This is a genomic window from Arthrobacter sp. K5, assembly GCF_040448525.1.
GTDB lineage: Bacteria > Actinomycetota > Actinomycetes > Actinomycetales > Micrococcaceae > Arthrobacter > Arthrobacter globiformis.
Map to the genome: position 1 here is coordinate 1,237,379 of NZ_CP159279.1, position 16,158 is coordinate 1,253,536.

At 68.3% G+C, this 16,158-nt stretch carries 17 protein-coding genes; 3 read left to right on the forward strand and 14 right to left on the reverse strand.

Annotated elements, in window-relative coordinates; genetic code table 11:
* Positions 1-19: 19 nt before the first annotated feature.
* Positions 20-1,024 carry an exonuclease domain-containing protein gene (locus ABRP34_RS05505; RefSeq protein ID WP_353712526.1) on the reverse strand — a complete coding sequence of 335 codons (1,005 nt, stop codon included), beginning with the start codon at positions 1,022-1,024 and terminating at the stop codon, positions 20-22.
* A 68-nt stretch (positions 1,025-1,092) separates the two neighbouring features.
* On the opposite strand from ABRP34_RS05505, the gene ABRP34_RS05510 reads away from it, so the two are divergent.
* Positions 1,093-1,866, forward strand: a complete 774-nt coding sequence (locus tag ABRP34_RS05510) for a VTT domain-containing protein (protein ID WP_043419955.1) — start codon at positions 1,093-1,095, stop codon at positions 1,864-1,866.
* Between the two features lie 133 nt (positions 1,867-1,999).
* On the opposite strand, the gene rdgB is transcribed toward ABRP34_RS05510, so the two are convergent.
* The 6 genes from rdgB to clpS form a co-directional block, all read right to left on the reverse strand.
* A complete protein-coding gene (rdgB, locus tag ABRP34_RS05515) occupies positions 2,000-2,662 on the reverse strand; it encodes an RdgB/HAM1 family non-canonical purine NTP pyrophosphatase (protein ID WP_353712527.1) in 663 nt (220 codons plus the stop codon).
* The gene (gene rph, locus ABRP34_RS05520) at positions 2,659-3,417 is read right to left on the reverse strand and encodes a ribonuclease PH (RefSeq protein ID WP_003805875.1); all 759 of its coding nucleotides are present in this window, start codon (positions 3,415-3,417) and stop codon (positions 2,659-2,661) included. Before rph ends, rdgB begins: the two co-directional genes overlap by 4 nt.
* Positions 3,418-3,503: 86 nt before the next feature.
* Positions 3,504-4,301, reverse strand: a complete 798-nt coding sequence (locus ABRP34_RS05525; protein ID WP_353712528.1) for an MBL fold metallo-hydrolase — start codon at positions 4,299-4,301, stop codon at positions 3,504-3,506.
* Positions 4,298-5,305 (reverse strand): glutamate racemase, encoded by a 1,008-nt coding sequence (murI, locus tag ABRP34_RS05530; protein ID WP_353712529.1) that lies wholly within the window; start codon positions 5,303-5,305, stop codon positions 4,298-4,300. The genes ABRP34_RS05525 and murI overlap by 4 nt, the downstream gene beginning before the upstream one ends.
* 156 nt (positions 5,306-5,461) lie before the next feature.
* A complete protein-coding gene (locus tag ABRP34_RS05535; protein ID WP_003805879.1) occupies positions 5,462-6,028 on the reverse strand; it encodes a DUF2017 domain-containing protein in 567 nt (188 codons plus the stop codon).
* Entirely contained in the window at positions 6,021-6,401 is a 381-nt protein-coding gene (clpS, locus tag ABRP34_RS05540; protein ID WP_307103739.1) for an ATP-dependent Clp protease adapter ClpS, read from the reverse strand. Before clpS ends, ABRP34_RS05535 begins: the two co-directional genes overlap by 8 nt.
* A gap of 212 nt (positions 6,402-6,613) precedes the next feature.
* Between clpS and ABRP34_RS05545 the strand changes: the two genes are divergently transcribed.
* Both ABRP34_RS05545 and ABRP34_RS05550 read left to right on the forward strand, forming a co-directional pair.
* Positions 6,614-7,942, forward strand: coding sequence for a nicotinate phosphoribosyltransferase (locus ABRP34_RS05545; protein WP_043419637.1), 1,329 nt, complete (start codon positions 6,614-6,616; stop codon positions 7,940-7,942).
* A gap of 9 nt (positions 7,943-7,951) precedes the next feature.
* Positions 7,952-8,587 (forward strand): isochorismatase family protein, encoded by a 636-nt coding sequence (locus ABRP34_RS05550; RefSeq protein WP_003804746.1) that lies wholly within the window; start codon positions 7,952-7,954, stop codon positions 8,585-8,587.
* A 12-nt stretch (positions 8,588-8,599) separates the two neighbouring features.
* Here the strand turns inward: ABRP34_RS05550 and ABRP34_RS05555 are convergent, their stop codons facing one another.
* From ABRP34_RS05555 to ABRP34_RS05585, 7 genes are all read right to left on the reverse strand, one after another.
* Positions 8,600-10,378 carry a DEAD/DEAH box helicase gene (locus ABRP34_RS05555; protein ID WP_003804747.1) on the reverse strand — a complete coding sequence of 593 codons (1,779 nt, stop codon included), beginning with the start codon at positions 10,376-10,378 and terminating at the stop codon, positions 8,600-8,602.
* Positions 10,378-10,719, reverse strand: coding sequence for a DUF3039 domain-containing protein (locus ABRP34_RS05560; protein WP_043419568.1), 342 nt, complete (start codon positions 10,717-10,719; stop codon positions 10,378-10,380). The genes ABRP34_RS05555 and ABRP34_RS05560 overlap by 1 nt, the downstream gene beginning before the upstream one ends.
* A gap of 51 nt (positions 10,720-10,770) precedes the next feature.
* The gene (nagB, locus tag ABRP34_RS05565; protein WP_353712530.1) at positions 10,771-11,553 is read right to left on the reverse strand and encodes a glucosamine-6-phosphate deaminase; all 783 of its coding nucleotides are present in this window, start codon (positions 11,551-11,553) and stop codon (positions 10,771-10,773) included.
* 81 nt (positions 11,554-11,634) lie between these two features.
* Positions 11,635-13,206 carry a transporter gene (locus ABRP34_RS05570; RefSeq protein ID WP_353712531.1) on the reverse strand — a complete coding sequence of 524 codons (1,572 nt, stop codon included), beginning with the start codon at positions 13,204-13,206 and terminating at the stop codon, positions 11,635-11,637.
* On the reverse strand, positions 13,188-13,952 hold the full coding sequence (locus ABRP34_RS05575) for an ABC transporter ATP-binding protein (RefSeq protein WP_003804756.1): 765 nt from the start codon (positions 13,950-13,952) through the stop codon (positions 13,188-13,190). Before ABRP34_RS05575 ends, ABRP34_RS05570 begins: the two co-directional genes overlap by 19 nt.
* Positions 13,953-14,024: 72 nt before the next feature.
* Positions 14,025-15,122 (reverse strand): NADH:flavin oxidoreductase/NADH oxidase, encoded by a 1,098-nt coding sequence (locus ABRP34_RS05580; protein ID WP_043419640.1) that lies wholly within the window; start codon positions 15,120-15,122, stop codon positions 14,025-14,027.
* A 5-nt stretch (positions 15,123-15,127) separates the two neighbouring features.
* Complete coding sequence (locus ABRP34_RS05585; protein WP_353712532.1) at positions 15,128-16,111, reverse strand: tetratricopeptide repeat protein; 984 nt, start codon at positions 16,109-16,111, stop codon at positions 15,128-15,130.
* Between the last annotated feature and the right edge of the window lie 47 nt (positions 16,112-16,158).

Genomic DNA, 16,158 nt, shown 5'->3' on the forward strand with positions numbered 1-16,158 from the left:
GACGGCGGCGGGGGAAGCTTTATTGCGCCACGTGTACCGGCACGCCGCCGACCATCTGCAGGAACTCCCCCTCGGAAATCACCTCGATGGCCTGGCCGCGGTCGTGCAGCTCCAGGACACGTTTTGCCTTGCCGGTGAGCCGGCCGGAACGCAGGTCGCCGGCCACGAAGCCGTCCCCCACCACCAGGACGCTGGTCCGCGCCGTGACCCGGCTTTCGGGGCGCGCCCCCAGTTCTGCGGACCGCCTCTTCGCTTCCGGCCGCGGCATCGCGAGTGAGCCGGTGAACACGACGGTCTGGCCGAACAGCGGATTCCCGGGTTCGGCGTCGGGATTGGGCTCAGGGTTGGGCCCTTCCTCGGGCCACCTGCTGCGGAACGGCCGGGCCGCACTGCCGCTGGACGCTGCGGCGAGTGCTGCGGCGGTCGCTTTGGACAGCCCACCGCTGGAAGGGTCGAACGCCGGCTGCTGCGGTATGGACAGCCCCAGCGAAAGGTAGAGCTCGGCGATGCTGTTGGCCCGGTTGCGCCCCGCGATGTCGATGAGGATGCCGGCGCATGCCCGGGCGTCCTCGGCCGCGTCGTGGTGGTTCACGAGGGGCACGCCCGCCTCCTCGGCGGCGAAGGGCAGGGAATTGGAAACCAGGGAGTAGCAGCGCCGGGACAGCATCACAGTGCACACGTAGTCGTAGGCGGGGCCGGGAAGCCCGGAGACCTCAAGCCCGGAGCGGATCACTCCGAGGTCGAAGGCCGCGTTGTGCGCCGCAAGGATGTCGCCGCCGATGAACGCGCCGATCTCCGGGAAGAGCTCCCCGAAACGGGGCCTGCCTGCCACCTGTTCGGGCTTGATGCCGTGGACGCGGACGTTGTGGTAGTCAAAGGTGTCGTGGTTTTCCGGCGGCCGCATCAGCCACGAGGCCTCCTCGACGATGACGCCGCCACGGACCTTGGTGAGGCCAACGGCGCACGGCGAACCGCGGAAGCCGTTGGCAGTCTCGAAGTCGATCGCCGTAAAGTCCAAACCCACGGGGACAACTGTAGCCCGGCGGTGGCGCGGAACCCGTCAAGTACCCTTGAAACGTGAACTTTAATGCATTGAGCGACTTTGCCGTGCCCGCGCTGGGTGGCGCCGGCCCCGTCCAGCCGCATCTGGCATCATTCCTGCCCGATTGGCTCAACCCCCAGGTCTTCCTCGCCGACCCGGCCCTTGCCCCGTGGGTTGTCCTGCTGGTCTGCGGGATCATCTTCGCCGAAACCGGGCTGCTGATCGGATTCTTCCTGCCCGGCGATTCCATGCTGTTTACGGCGGGCCTGCTCGTGGCCACGGACACGATCAAATTCAACATCTGGCTCTTTGCCGCGCTGATCATCGTGTCCGCCATCATCGGCAACCAGACCGGCTATCTCATCGGGTCCAAGGCCGGCCCTGCCATCTTCAACAAGCCCGACTCAAGGCTTTTCAAGCATGAGAATGTCGAAAGTGCGCACAAGTTCTTCGAAAAGCACGGCGGCAAGGCCCTGATCCTTGCACGCTTTGTACCCATCATCCGCACGTTCGTTCCCGTCATCGTGGGCGTCGCCGCGATGGACAAGCGGAAGTTCTTCCTGTTCAACGTCATCGGCGCTGTCCTGTGGGGCGGCGGTGTGACGCTTCTCGGCTATCTGCTGGGCGACAGGGTCCCGTGGGTGCGGGACAACCTCGACATCATCTTCATCGTCATCGTCCTCCTCTCGGTGATCCCGGTGGGGGTTGAAGTCCTCCGCGGCATGGCCGCCAAGCGCGAGGCCGCGGCCTTCGGGACAGATCCGGTGGAGGAGTTCATCGAGGAGCACGAGCCCGAGGCTGAGCGCAAAACAAACCTCGACTGACCGGCGGGCGTCACCACGGAGACAGACACCCCCATAGCGGAAAGGCACCTCAGAACTGAGGTGCCTTTCCTGTTTGTGGCTATCGGCTGTCCGCAGCCGGCGCCTGTCTGCGGCTACTAACTGTCTGCGGAAACTACCGCAGGGCCTCAACAATCGAGGGAAGCAGCGCACGGAACGCCAGGCCGCGGTGGCTGATGGCGTTTTTCTCCTCGGGGCTGAGCTCAGCACAGCTGCGGTCCAGGCCCAGGGGCTCCAGGACGGGGTCGTAGCCGAACCCGCCTTCGCCCCGCGGTTCACGCAGCAGCGTGCCGGCAAGCTGCCCGTACTCCACCACTTCGCGGGCCCCGTCCCCGGATGCCGACGCCGGCATGGCAAGGGCCGCCGCGCACACGAAGGCGGCGCCGCGGTGGCCGTCCGGCACGTCCGCCAGCTGGGCCAGCAACAGATGCAGGTTGGCGTCGTCGTCACCGTGGCGGCCGGCCCAGCGCGCGGAGAATATCCCCGGCGCGCCGCCGAGGACGTCCACGGACAGCCCGGAGTCATCGGCGATGGCCACCAGCCCGGTGGCCTCGGCCACCGCCCGCGCCTTCAGCAGCGAGTTTTCGGCAAAGGTCACCCCGGTTTCGGCGACGTCGGGGGCTCCGACGGCGGCCGCGTCCACCACCTGCGTGTCGACGTCGAGCCCCGGGATCTGCCCGCGCAGCAGCTCACGCAGCTCACGCAGTTTGCCGGCGTTGCGTGTCGCCAGCACCAGCCGGGGTGCCGGTCCGCCGCTCACAGCGTTGTTCCCGCTCACGGCGCTTCGGCCAGCGTCTCGCGCTGGATGGCCGCCAGCTGCTCCGTCCCCAGCAGGGCCAGGTCCAGCAGCTTGTTGAGTTCGTCGCGGTCAAAGGGTGCGCCTTCGGCCGTGCCCTGGACCTCCACGAACTTGCCGGAGCCGGTCACCACGACGTTCATGTCGGTTTCGGCCCGCACGTCCTCAATGTAGGGCAGGTCCAGCATGGGGATACCGTCGATGATCCCCACGGACACAGCGGCAATGGTGTCGATCAGGGGCTGGGCGTTGCGCGCGATCATCTTGTTCTCGCGGGCAAAGCGGATGGCCTCGGCGAGCGCAACGTAGGCGCCGGTGATGGCGGCCGTCCGGGTGCCGCCGTCGGCCTGCAGGACATCGCAGTCCAGCACGATGGTGTTCTCGCCCAAGGCCTTGGTGTCTATGATCGAACGCAGCGAGCGCCCGATCAGGCGGGAGATCTCGTGCGTGCGGCCGCCGATCTTCCCCTTGACGGACTCGCGGTCGGACCGGGTGTTCGTGGCACGCGGGAGCATGGCGTATTCGGCGGTCACCCAGCCACGGCCCTCCCCCTTGAGCCAGCGCGGAACGCCTTCGGTGAGGGAAGCGGTGCACAGGACCCGGGTGTTGCCGAACTCGATGAGGGCCGACCCTTCGGCCTGCTTGGACCAGCCGCGGGTGATGCTGATGGGCCGGAGCTGGTCCGGGGTGCGGCCGTCGGCACGGATGACGGGGGCAGTGGTTGCTTCGGAAGTCATGCCTTTAGCTTATCGAGGCCGCAGGCGGGACGGTGCCACGTCAGGTCGGCGCCACATCAGTCAGTGCCACATCAGACTCTGCCGGGTCAGACGGTGTAGTGCACGCCCGCCACGGCCACGGCCACGTCACCGGCAAACGCGGGACGCGCCTCGGCCATGACCTTGGTCTGTGACGTCCACACCGGAATATGGGTGAGGAGGAGGCGGCGGGCACCGGCGGCGGTGGCTGCCTCCCCGGCCCGCTTGCCGGTCAGATGGACGTCCTTGATGCCGTCGTCGCGGCCTTCCTCGAAGGCCGCCTCGCAGAGGAAGAGGTCGGCGTCCTTGGCCGCCTCTTCCAGCCCGCGGCACGAATCGGTGTCGCCCGAATAGGTCAGCACGCGGGTCACGGCATTCCCGGCGGCATCCGGCTCGGCCACCTCCACGCGCAGCGCGTAGGCCTCCTCGACGGGGTGGTTCACGGCGAACGGCGTCACCGTGAAAGGGCCGACGGAGACGGCCTGGCGCTCGGTCCAGTTAGTGAAGTCGAACTCCTCGTGCATCCCCGGATCAAGGTCCAGCCCGTAGGCGGTTGCCATCCTGTCGGCGGTGGCGGCGGGGCCCCAGACGGGGATCCTTCCCCGGTCCCAGCCACCCGGCTTCCAGCGCACCGCCACGTGCAGGCCGCACAGGTCCATGCAGTGGTCGGGGTGCAGATGCGTGAGGAAAATCGCGTCGATGTCCTCGAGGTCGGTGTACCGCTGGATGGCGCCCAGGGCCCCGCTGCCGAGGTCCATGACCACCTTCCAGACCCGTTCGCCGTCGTTGGCGGTCAGCAGATAGCAGGAGGCGGGTGATCCGGGGCCGGGGAATGAGCCGGTGCAGCCGACGATGGTGAGCTTCACAGGAAAAACCCCCCGGGCGCTGCTCCGCTGCCGGCGGCCTGCCCGACGAAGTTGGAGATGCGCGGGCGTGCTGCCGCGTTCCGCGCGGCGGCAATCATTTCAGGGGTGATCCGTGCCAGGCTGCCCGTGGGGTACTGCGCCGCAACGTGGTCCACGTGCTTGACGCTGAGCACCTCGGGCCCGAGGAACCTGCGGGCCAGGGCTTCGAACTGGCCCGGGTCCCCGGTGGCGATGAAGCTGTGCTCCGGCGGTGCTGGGTCCGTCCGTTCGAGGCCGTTGCTGGCCAGGGCACGGTAGACGTCCTTGGCGGTTTCCTCGGCACTGGAGACCAGCGTGACGTCCTCGCCCATGACGTAGGAGATCACACCGGTCAGTAGCGGATAGTGCGTGCAGCCCAGCACCACGGTGTCCACGCCCGCTGCTTTCAGCGGCTGCAGGTATTCGCGGGCGATGTCAAGCAGTTCCGGCCCCGTGGTGATTCCGGCCTCCACATACGGCACGAACGCCGGACAGGCCACGGACGTGATGTGCAGGTCGGGCGCCGCGGCGAACGTGTCCTCGTAGGCCCGGGATCCCACGGTGGCGGAGGTGCCGATCACGCCTACCCTGCCGGTGCGGGTCGCCGCGACGGCGCGGCGCACGGCCGGCTGGATCACTTCGATGACGGGAATGCCGTAACGCGCCGTGTATCGTTCGCGGGCGTCCCGGAGCACCGCGGCCGACGCCGAGTTGCAGGCGATGGTGAGCAGCTTGACGCCGGAGTCCACGAGTTCGTCCATGACGCCGAGGGCGTTGGCGCGCACCTCCGCGATGGGCAGCGGCCCGTACGGGCCGTGGGCGGTGTCGCCGACGTAGAGGATGGATTCGTTCGGCAGCTGGTCGATGATCGACCGCGCCACCGTGAGGCCGCCGACCCCGGAGTCGAAGACGCCGATCGGCAGCGATCCCACATTAACGCCGTCGGCCGGTGCGGACTCCGCTGCAGCTCCTGCTGCCGGATCCATGCTCGATGCTGAAGTCATGATTATTTGAGGATAGGTCTTCCCGTGAGGTGCGGCCATCACTTGTGGCCAGCGACTCATGTCGAATTTGTCACATCCGGCGGCCGGAATCCCCGCCGCCGGAAGCCCGTGGAGCCGGAGCGCAGTGGGCGGAACCGCTCAGGGCCGCGCGTCCAGCGACTGCAGCATCGCCTGCACAAGCGACTCCTGCAGCCACGTGGTGAAGTTGTAGACGAGGGCAAGGTAGCTTTCCACGTCCTCGGCCTGGGACCAGTCCTGCATCTGGTGGACGTGGTCGGCGTCCGCCTCGTCCCGGATGTCGAGCCGCTCGGCGAGCACCAGCCGCACATCGTTGAGCGCCGTGGACCAGTGCCGTGCATCCGACGGGGTCAGGAGGAGCTCGTCCTTGTCCAGGCCGAGCGCGGCGGCGCGCAGCGCGCCGATCTTGCTTTCCCGCAGCGAGCGTTCGGTGAGCTGGCGGAACTCAAGGGCGGCCGCGGCGTCGTCCTTCACTGCGTTGGGCAGCAGCCGGCGAAGGGCACGGTCCGACGGTTCCCGGACCTCCATGTCCAGTCCGATCATCGCGGCGAGCGGATCCTCGGAGCCTCGGTCGGCCGGCTCCAGCATGGAGATGACGTCGGCGAACAGGCTGCGCAGCAGCTCCCTTTCGGCCGGTTCCAGGAAACCGGTGATGCCCTTGAGTCCGTATTTGAAAGCCTTAGCCACGTTTTCCCTTGCCCTTGCCCGGGCCGCCGCTTTTGCCGCCCCCGCTGTCTCCGCCGGTGGCCTTCTCCACGGTGGCCCACAGGCCGAACCCGTGCATCGCGACCGCGTGCTGCTCCACCTGTTCCTTGCTGCCGTGGGCAACGATGGACCGGCCCTTCCTGTGCACCTCGAGCATCAGCTTGTTGGCCTTGGTCTCCGAGTAGCCGAAGTAGCTCTGGAAGACGTAGCTGACGTAGCTCATGAGATTGACGGGGTCATTCCAGATGACTAGGTTCCAAGGGACGTCCGGGGCGGTCAGGGCGTCGGTGGACACCGCCGTTCCGGTCTGGATGCTCTCCTGGGTGTCAGGGCCGAGCGCAACGCTTAAGGTCATCTGTCCATTCTATGGCGATGCCGGGCCCACGCCGGCGAGGGCCCCGCGGCGAAGCGAAGCGAGACGTGGGAGCCGGTGGTGGGCCCACGCCGGCGAGGGCCCCGCGGCGAAGCGAGTCGAGGCGTGGGAGCCGGTGGTGGGCCCACGCCGGCGAGGGCCCCGCGGCGAAGCGAAGCGAGACGTGGGAGCCGGTGGGGACTAGAGTGATTTTTGTGAGTAACTCCGCCCGCTGGGAGCAGCCCCGCACGTCCCTGTTCACCGACCATTACGAGCTGACCATGTTGCAGGGGGCCCTCCATTCCGGCGCCGCGCACCGCAAGGCCGTGTTCGAGGCGTTCGCGCGCAGGCTCCCGGACGGGCGCCGCTACGGGATTGTGGGGGGTACGGGCAGGCTGCTGGACGGCATCATGGCGTTCCGGTTCGGCGAGGAGGAGCTCGAATTCCTGGCGCGCACCGGCGTGGTTAACAAGGAGACCCTCGACTACCTGGCCGATTTCCGCTTCACTGGCGACATCTGGGGTTACGCCGAGGGCGAGGCGTACTTCCCCAACTCCCCCATCCTGATCGTCGAATCAACGTTCGCCGAGGCGTGCATCCTGGAGACGTACATCCTGTCCGTCCTCAACCACGACAGCGCCATCGCCTCGGCGGCCTCCCGCATGGTGATGGCCGCCGGCCAGCGGCCCTGCATCGAGATGGGGTCCCGGCGGACGCAGGAGGAATCAGCCACTGCTGCCGCCCGTGCCGCCGTCATCGCCGGGTTCGACAGCACCTCAAACCTTGAGGCCGGGCTGCGGTACGGGCTCAAGACCGTGGGCACCGCCGCGCACTCCTTCACGCTCCTCCATGACACCGAGCGGGACGCCTTCGAGGCGCAGGTCGCCTCCCTGGGGGCCGGCACCTCGCTGCTGGTGGACACGTACGACGTCGAGGCCGCCGTCCGTACGGCCGTTGACATCGCCGGGGACAAGCTGGGCGCCGTGCGGCTGGACTCCGGCGACCTGGTGGAGCAGGCGCAGTGGGTCCGGCAACTCCTCGATGACCTGGGCAACGAGCACACCCGCATCACGGTGACCTCGGACCTGGACGAATACGCGATTGCGGCACTGCAGTCCGCCCCCGTTGACTCATACGGGGTGGGCACCTCCCTCGTGACCGGCTCCGGGGCACCTACCGCCAGCATGGTCTACAAGCTGGTCAGCCGGACCAACGATGCCGGGGAGTTCGTCTCTGTGGCCAAAGCCGCCAAGAACAAGACGAGCAAGGGCGGGCGGAAGTACGCCCTCCGCCGGCTCAACGACAACGGTACGGCCACCCAGGAGCTCATCGGAGTGGGTCACCGGCCGGCGGACGACGGCAACGACCGGACGCTACTGCAGCAGTTCATCAAGAACGGCGAACTTTTGCCGGGCTGGACCGGCCACGAAGGGGTTCTGCGGGCGCGGCAGCGCCACGCCGATTCGCTGGCCGAGCTGCCGACGGTGGTCCACCGCCTGCACCGCGGCGAGCCGGCGATCCCCACAATCTACGAAGAGAACTGAGGACAACTGATGGCACGGGCACTCATCATCGTTGACGTCCAGAACGATTTCTGCGAGGGCGGCGCGCTGCCGGTGGAGGGCGGGGCCGCCGTGGCCGGGGCCATCAGCGAGTACGTCGAGAACCACCACGGCCAGTTCGACCACATCGTGGCCACGCAGGACTGGCACATCGATCCGGGCGCCCATTTCTCGGAAGCCCCGGACTTCAAGGACACCTGGCCACCGCACTGCGTCGCCGGGACCCAGGGCGCCGAGCTCCATCCGGAGCTCGACACCGAACACATCCAGGCGTACTTCCACAAGGGGCTGTACACCGCGGCCTACTCCGGGTTCGAGGGCCTGCTGGCGCCGGAGGACGCCGTCCCCACCGGCGAACGGCAGCCCGGTTCGCTGCCCGGAGCGGCCGACCCCGGGTACGCACCGGAGGAGGACGCGATCGGCCTCGACGACTGGCTGCAGAGCCACGATGTGGAGGACGTCGTAGTGGTGGGCCTCGCCACCGACCACTGCGTCATGGCCACGTCGCTGGATGCGGTCCAGGCCGGCTACTCCGTCACCGTGATCAAGAGGCTGACAGCGGGCATCGCCGATGACCTCGACGACACCTACGCCGAAATGGAGCTGGGCGGCGTGGACCTCGAGTAGGTCCCCGCCCCGCTATTTCCTGCCGATGAACCAGTCCTGCAGCTTTTTCAGCCTGGACTGGAGCTGCTCCTCGTTCGCCTGTGCCACGGGAGGCCCGCCGCAAACAGTCCGGAGCTTCGTGTGCACCACCCCGTGCGGGGTGCCCGTCCGCGCAGACCAGGCCGCCACGTTCTTGGCAAGCTCGTTCCGCAGGTCCATCAGCATCCGGTGGTCCGGCACTGCAGGGGCGGCGGGCTCAGCTGCGGGGCCCTGGCGCTTCTTCCGGCCCTGCTGCTCGTGCTGCCGCTGGCGCAGCAGCATGCCCACCTGTTCGGCGTCCAGCAGGCCGGGGATGCCGAGGAAGTCGAGTTCGTCCTCGGAGCCGATGTCGCCTCCGGTGCCGAACTCGCCGCCGTCGAACAGCACGCGGTCGAAGGACGCCTGCGAATCCAGGGCCTCGAACTTGCCCTTGGTCAGGCTGTCCGAGGCCTTTTCCTCGCGGTTCGCCTCGTCCATCAGCGACTCTTCGAGGTCCATCAGGCCGTCGCCGTCATCGTTCTGCGGCCGGTCCAGGGCATGGTCCCGCTCGGCTTCCATGCTGTTGGCCAGCGCCATCAGCTGGGGAACGGACGGGAGGAAGACAGAGGCCGTCTCGCCCCGCTTCCGGGAACGCACAAAGCGCCCCACGGCCTGGGCGAAGAACAAGGGAGTGGACGTGGAGGTGGCGTAGACGCCCACCGAAAGGCGCGGCACGTCCACGCCTTCGGACACCATGCGCACGGCCACCATCCAGCGCTTGTCGCCCGCGCTGAACTCCTCGATCTTGTTGGAGGCCTTGGCATCATCAGAGAGAATCACCGTCGGCGACTCGCCCGTGATCTTCTTGAGCTGGCCGGCGTACGCCCGGGCGTCCTCGTGGTCGGTGGCGATCACCAGGCCGCCGGCGTCGGGAACGGACCGCCGGACCTCGCTGAGCCGTTTGTCCGCTCCTGCCAGGACGGCGGGAATCCATTCCCCGGCCGGATTCAGGGCGGTCCGCCAGGCCTGTGACGTGATGTCCTTGGTGACCGCCGCCTCGCCGAGGGAGGCGGCCATCTCGTCGCCGGCGCTGGTGCGCCAGCGCATTTGGCCCGAATACGCCATGAAGATGACCGGACGCACCACGTGGTCACGCAGCGCGTTGCCGTAACCGTAGGTGTAGTCCGACTTGGAGCGGCGGATGCCCTCGCGGTCCTCGGTGTACTCCACAAACGGAATGGGCGAGGTGTCCGACCGGAACGGCGTACCGGTCAGGGACAGCCGCCGGGCCGCGGGGTCGAAGGCCTCGCGGAGACCGTCGCCCCAGGACAGCGCCTCTCCGCCGTGGTGGATTTCGTCGAGAATCACCAGGGTGCGGGCGGCCTCGGTCTTGGCCCGGTGCAGCATGGGCTTGCTGGCCACCTGCGCGTAGGTCACGGCCACGCCGATGAACCCGCGGCCGTGCTGGCCGTCCGAATTCTTGAAGTTCGGGTCAATGGCGATGCCGACGCGCGCGGCAGCGTCAGCCCACTGCCGCTTCAGGTGGTCGGTGGGCGCGACGATGGTGACGCGGTTCACCGTGCCGGCCTCGATCAGCATGGAGGCCACCCTGAGAGCAAAGGTGGTCTTGCCGGCACCGGGGGTGGCCACGGCCATGAAATCGCGCGGAGCCTTGCTGAAGTACAGGTCCAGGGCTTCCTGCTGCCAGGCACGGAGCTTCGGGGCGGTTCCCCAGGCTGCACGTTCCGGATAAGCCGGGGGCAGGGTGGGTCCGCCGAAGAGTGTCTCCGTCACTATTTGTTGTTGCCTGAGTCTCCGCCGGACCCGCTGCCGCCGTCGTTGCCCGGGCGGAGGCCCTCATAGACCTCTTTGCACATCGGGCAGACCGGGAACTTCTGCGGATCCCGTCCGGGCGTCCAGACCTTGCCGCACAGCGCGATCACCGGTTCGCCGGTCATGGCGGACTCCATGATCTTTTCCTTGCGCACGTAATGTGCAAAGCGCTCACGGTCGCCGGGCTCCACTTCCTGGCGCAGTTCCTCGCGCTCAATCGTTGCGGTGGACGATCCGGCGCCGGAAAGCTCACGCATGGGGTCGTTGTCGAGAGGATCCGTCATGCTACTCATGGCATCCATCTTAGCCGTTCCGCAGGTGCGGCCGCGGGAGGACCCGGGCGCAGGTTCCGGTCAGAGGCCCTGCCACGCCGGTTTGTGCTCGTAGGTGTGCCGGTAGTAGTCGGCGAGCTTCAGTGACGACGCCGCGGCCTCGTCCAACACGATGGAGGCATGCGGGTGCAGCTGCAGGACCGAGGCAGGGCAGATCGCGGCAAGGGGTCCCTCCACCAGGTCGTGGACGGCCTGCGCCTTTTGGGCTCCCGTGGCCAGCAGGATGGCGTGCCGCGACTCGAGAATGGTGCCCAGCCCCTGGGTCACCACGTGGTGTGGAACCTCGTCCAGGCTGCGGAAGAAGCGGGCGTTGTCGCGCCGGGTCTGCTCGATGAGCGACTTGATCCGGGTGCGGGATGCCAGGGACGACCCCGGCTCGTTGAAGCCGATGTGCCCGTCGGTGCCTAGGCCCAGAAGCTGCAGATCGATGCCGCCGCGCTCCCTGATCCGGTCCTCGTAGGCACGGCAGGCCGCAGGGATGTCCGTGGCGCTTCCGTCCGGTCCGAGGACATTGTCCGGGTCGATGTTGACCCGGTCCGCGAAGTCGCGGCGGATCACCTCCCGGTAGGACTCCGGGTGTCCGGGTTCCAGCCCGACGTACTCATCGAGAGTGAATCCGCAGGCACGGCTGAAGTCCAGGCCGGCCTGCTCGTGGCGCCGGGCGAGTTCGTCGTAGACCGGCAGCGGCGATGATCCCGTGGCAAGCCCCAGCACGGCGTCGGGCTTGTTCCGCAGCATGTTCTCCACTGCGTCCGCGACGAGGGAGGCAATCTGCCTGCCGCCCGGAAGTATGACGACCTCCATTTTCGGCCTTTCTCTCGGCTGTCCTGCTAGTCAACCACGGCGGGCCGCCGCCCGGCAGATGAATTCAGCCGCTGGCTGTTCTCAGCGGTTGACAGTGACCTGGGCCAGCAGCTCCGGGCCGCGGGCATCGAGCCACCGCCCGCCCAGCCGGACCCCCACAATGAACAGTGCAGTGCCCAGGACGGGCCCCAGTGCCAGGTTGATCCAGCCAAATAACGGGTCTCCGGTGAGCACCTGCGCGAGGGCCAGGCCGGCCTCCGGGAGGACCAGCACCAGAAGGACACCCATTCCGCCGAACTGGACGGCGAGTGTCTGCCCCACATTTCCCGGGGGCTTCTTGAACGGGCTGTCGCCGGGAAGCGGCACGGCAATGGTGTAACGGGCGGACACCACGGATGACAGGCCCAGCCCGGTCAGCAGCACTCCCACGGACATCCCGAGGATGGAAGGCCACCACGCCCAGTCGGCCGTGATAAAGAACGGCACGACGGCGAGGATCACCACCGTGGGCAGCGCGAACGCCAGACAGGCCAGCGCGCGCCCCAGCCGGTCATGGACTCCCCGCACACCGGCGGCGACGTGCAGGGCAAAAGCGGTGTTGTCGTAGGACACGTCCCCCGAAATGGACCACGCCAGGAGGAACGCCGTGAGCGGACCGGTGATCATCAGAACGCCGTAGTCGTTGGTCTGGCTGCCTTGGAAAGCCAGTACAACGGGCAGCAGCGGAATGACCACCAGCGAACCGGAATACCGGGGATCACGGAACCAGTAGGTCAGGGCCCGTGCCGTGACGGCACCGGCCGGCGTCGCGGGCAGAAGGGAGAACAGCCCCAGCCGCCCGCCCTTCCGGCGGCTGCTTCCGCTGTAGGGCGGCGTGACCAGGGCACGTTCCAGCAGCAGCTTCCAGCACCAGGAAAGGCCCGCCAGCGTAGCCGCGGCAATGAGCAGCTTGAGTCCCGCCGCGCCCGGCCGTCCGGCTTCGAGATCGCCGCCCAGCGACCAGGCAGCCCCCAGCGGCGTCCAGGAAATCCTGCCGGCCAGGTCGGCCAGGAAGGCCCCGGAACCGGCCATGCCCTGGAAGATGCCCGCGGTGATCGGACCCAGGAGAACCAGGGGAACCATGAAGGCGATGCCGCTGACGTCCCTGAACCGCCGTGAGGCCGCCAGGCTCGACGTCGCCGCAGTGACGACCCGGCAGAACACCACGCAGGTCAGCACGCCAAGGACCGCGCCAACGAGCGCGCCCGCAGCTGGCAGGACACCGCGGGAGAAGGTGACCACGGTGGCCAGGGCGACGATAAAGGTGGCCAGGCCCGGAAGCCCGATGAGGCCGCCGAGCGCGAGGCCGGCCAGAAGCTGCGGCATGGGCACGGCCGACGTCGTGAACCGGGCAGGGTCCAGCGTCATGTCCACGGCCGAGGCAATGACCGGCACAATTCCCCAGCCCAGCAGGGCCGCCGAGCCGCCCAGCACCACGACGGTCTGGGCCAGGCCCGGGTCCTGCTGCCGGAGCAGGACCAGCAGCACCACGCACATGCCGACGATGAAGAGCGCATACAGTCCGCCGAACGCCAGCCCCACCAGTTGCCAGGGGCTCCGCCGCAGGCCGTTCCGGAGCAGCGTGAGCTTCAGCCTCAGGAGGTGCGCAACCATTCGAGCCCCTCCGTCTGGCTCCTGCCGCCCACGAGCTGCACGAACCGTTCTTCCAGGGTGGCGCCGGCACGCACCTGGTCGACCGTTCCGGCGGCCAGGATCCGGCCGCCGGCAATCACGGCCACGTGGTCGCACATCCGCTGCACGAGGTCCATCACATGGCTGGACACGATCACGGTGCCGCCCGTGGCCACATACCTGTCCAGAATGTCCCTGATGTTGGCCGCGGAGACGGGATCCACGGATTCGAAGGGCTCATCCAGCACCAGGATCTTTGGCGCGTGGATCAGCGCGGAGGCCAGCGCGATCTTCTTGGTCATGCCGGCGGAGTAATCCACCACGAGGGTGCCCGCGTCCTGGCTGAGGTCCAAAGCTGCGAGCAGCTCCCCCACCCGGGCGGCCACGACGTCCCGGTCCATGCCCCGGAGCAGCCCGGCGTAGGTGACCAGCTGCTCGCCGCTGAGCCGGTCAAAGAGCCGCACCCCGTCGGGCAGGATACCCATCAGCTTCTTGGCTTGCAGCGGCTGCGCCCAGACATCCACCCCGTGGACCACCGCCGTGCCGAAGTCCGGGCGGAGAAGGCCCGTGGCCATGGAGAGTGTGGTGGTCTTGCCGGCGCCGTTGGGCCCGACGATGCCGAAGAAGGAACCGGCTGGAACGTCGAGGCTGATGCCGTCCACCGCGATCTTGGTGCCGAAGCGCTTGGCAAGCCCCCTGATCGAGAGGGCTATTAGGGGAGTGCTCATGCACTTACCCTAGCCGCGGCCTGTCACCGGGGGGATCCTCCGGAAGGAGTAGAAACCCGGTACGGCCGCCCGTCAAAAGGAACGGCGCGGCACGGCCCGTTCATACTGCGGCGCCCAGCGCAGGTTGTGGCCGAGTTCAAAGGCGGCCCGGAGCCACCAGTGCGGATCTCGCAGTGCCGCCCGGGCGATAAAGACGCCGTCGGCCTGTCCGGTGGCCACCACATGCTCCGCCTGGTCCGGGGACGTCAGGAGCCCCACGGTGCCGGTGGCGACTCCTGTTTCGCGGCGGATCCGGGCCGCGAATTCCGTCTGGTAGCCCGGTCCCGGCTGGATCTGCTGGTGTGCCACCGCCCCGCCGCTGGACACGTCCACGAGGTCCACGCCCCGCGCGGCGGCCTGCGCAGCCAGGCTCACCGAGTCCTCGACGCTGATTCCGCCCTCTGCCCAGTCGGTTGCCGAAATGCGAAGCAGCAGTGGCATGGACTCCGGGATGACGTTGCGGACCGCGTCGATGACGGCCAGGGTCAGCCGGCTCCGCCCTTCCGCAGTGCCGCCCCAGGAGTCGGTGCGGTCATTGATGAGGGGGCTTTGAAACTGGTGAAGGAGATATCCGTGGGCACCGTGCAGTTCGATGGTGTCGAAGCCGATGTCCACGGCACGGGACGCTGCGGCGGCAAAGTCGGCGATGACGCCCCGGATGTCATCCTCCGTCATGGCGGCGGGCGGCGCGTAGCCGTCGAAGGCCTGAGGGCCCGGACCCACCGTCTCCCAGCCGCCGTCGGACGCCGGAACCGACCCGCTCCGGCCGGAGAACGGCCAGTACGTCGACGCTTTGCGTCCTGCATGGGCGAGCTGCACACCGATCTTGGTGTCGGCGACACCGTGGCGGTGCACGAAGCTGACGATCCGCTCCCAGCCCAGCGCCTGCTCGTCGTTGTACAGTCCCGCGTCCCGCGGACTGATGCGCCCCGCGGCATTCACTGCCGCAGCCTCGGTCAGGATGAGGGCCGCTCCCCCGGCGGCGAACGACCCGAGGTGCATGAGGTGCCAGTCGTTGGGCACCCCGGCGGCTCCGTCGGGTTCGCAGCTGTACTGGCACATCGGCGAAACCCAGCCGCGGTGCTGCAGTTCCAGGGACCGCAGCTTCAGAGGCTGGAACAGTGCGGGCACCGCCACTAAAACAGCACCCGCGCCAGGGCCTGGCGGGCCTTGCCCACGCGTTCGTCCGTGGTCCCGACAACTTCGAACAGCTCGAGCAGGCGCACGCGGGCGGTCTCGCGTTCCGGCCCGAAGTTCCTGCCAATGAACGCGACCACGCGGTTCAGGGCATCCTCCACGTGGCCACCGGCGATGTCGAGGTCGGCCACGCCCAGCTGGGCGGTGAGGTTGTCGGGTTCATCCGCGGCGAGCTGGCGCAGGGCCTCGCCCTCGGGTCCGGAAAGGCTCTGCAGGCGTTCCATGAGTTCCACCTGCGCCAGGCCTGCCTTGGCCTCGGCGTCCGCCGGCATCTCGGCGAGCGCCTGCCGGTAGGCAACGGCCGCAGCAGCGTAGTCGCCGTCTTCAATGGCGTCGAAGGCCTTCTGGTGAAGCGGCGGCAGCGGGGCCGGGGCGGGTTCTTCCGATGAATCTGCGCCGCCCCCGACGTTGCCGGTCACCCCGTTGGCTGCGGCAACCGTCAGCAGTTCGTCCAGCAGGGGGCGGATCTGCTGCTCGTCCGCGCCACCCTGGAAGAGCGGAACCGGCTGGCCCTTGAGCACGGCGACGGCCGTGGGGACGGCCTGCACCTGGAAGGCCTGAGCCAGTTGCGGGAACGCTTCGACGTCCGCAGCGGCGAGGACCAGCCGGCCGCCGTAGCTCTGGATGTTCCGGTCAAGCGCATCCAGCACGCCGGCCGATTCGGGCGAATAGGAGGCCCAGAGGAGAAACACCACAGGCACCTGGGCGGACAGTTCGATAAGGCTCTGGAAGTTTGCCTCGGTGACCTCCACCCGGAGGGCGGGACCGCCGTCCGCCCGCTGGGCCTGGGGGTCACCTGCCGCGGGGGCATTGTTCGGCGCCGGCGGCGCCGGCCGCTGCTTGAGGGAGGAGAGATCGACTGCGCCGCGAAGGTTAAGCTGGCTCGCGGCCGAAGGGACAGGGCGGGAAGCTGGCGAACTCATAGCTCCCACTCTAGCCACAAGAGCGGCCGCGGTAAGCACCGCGGCCG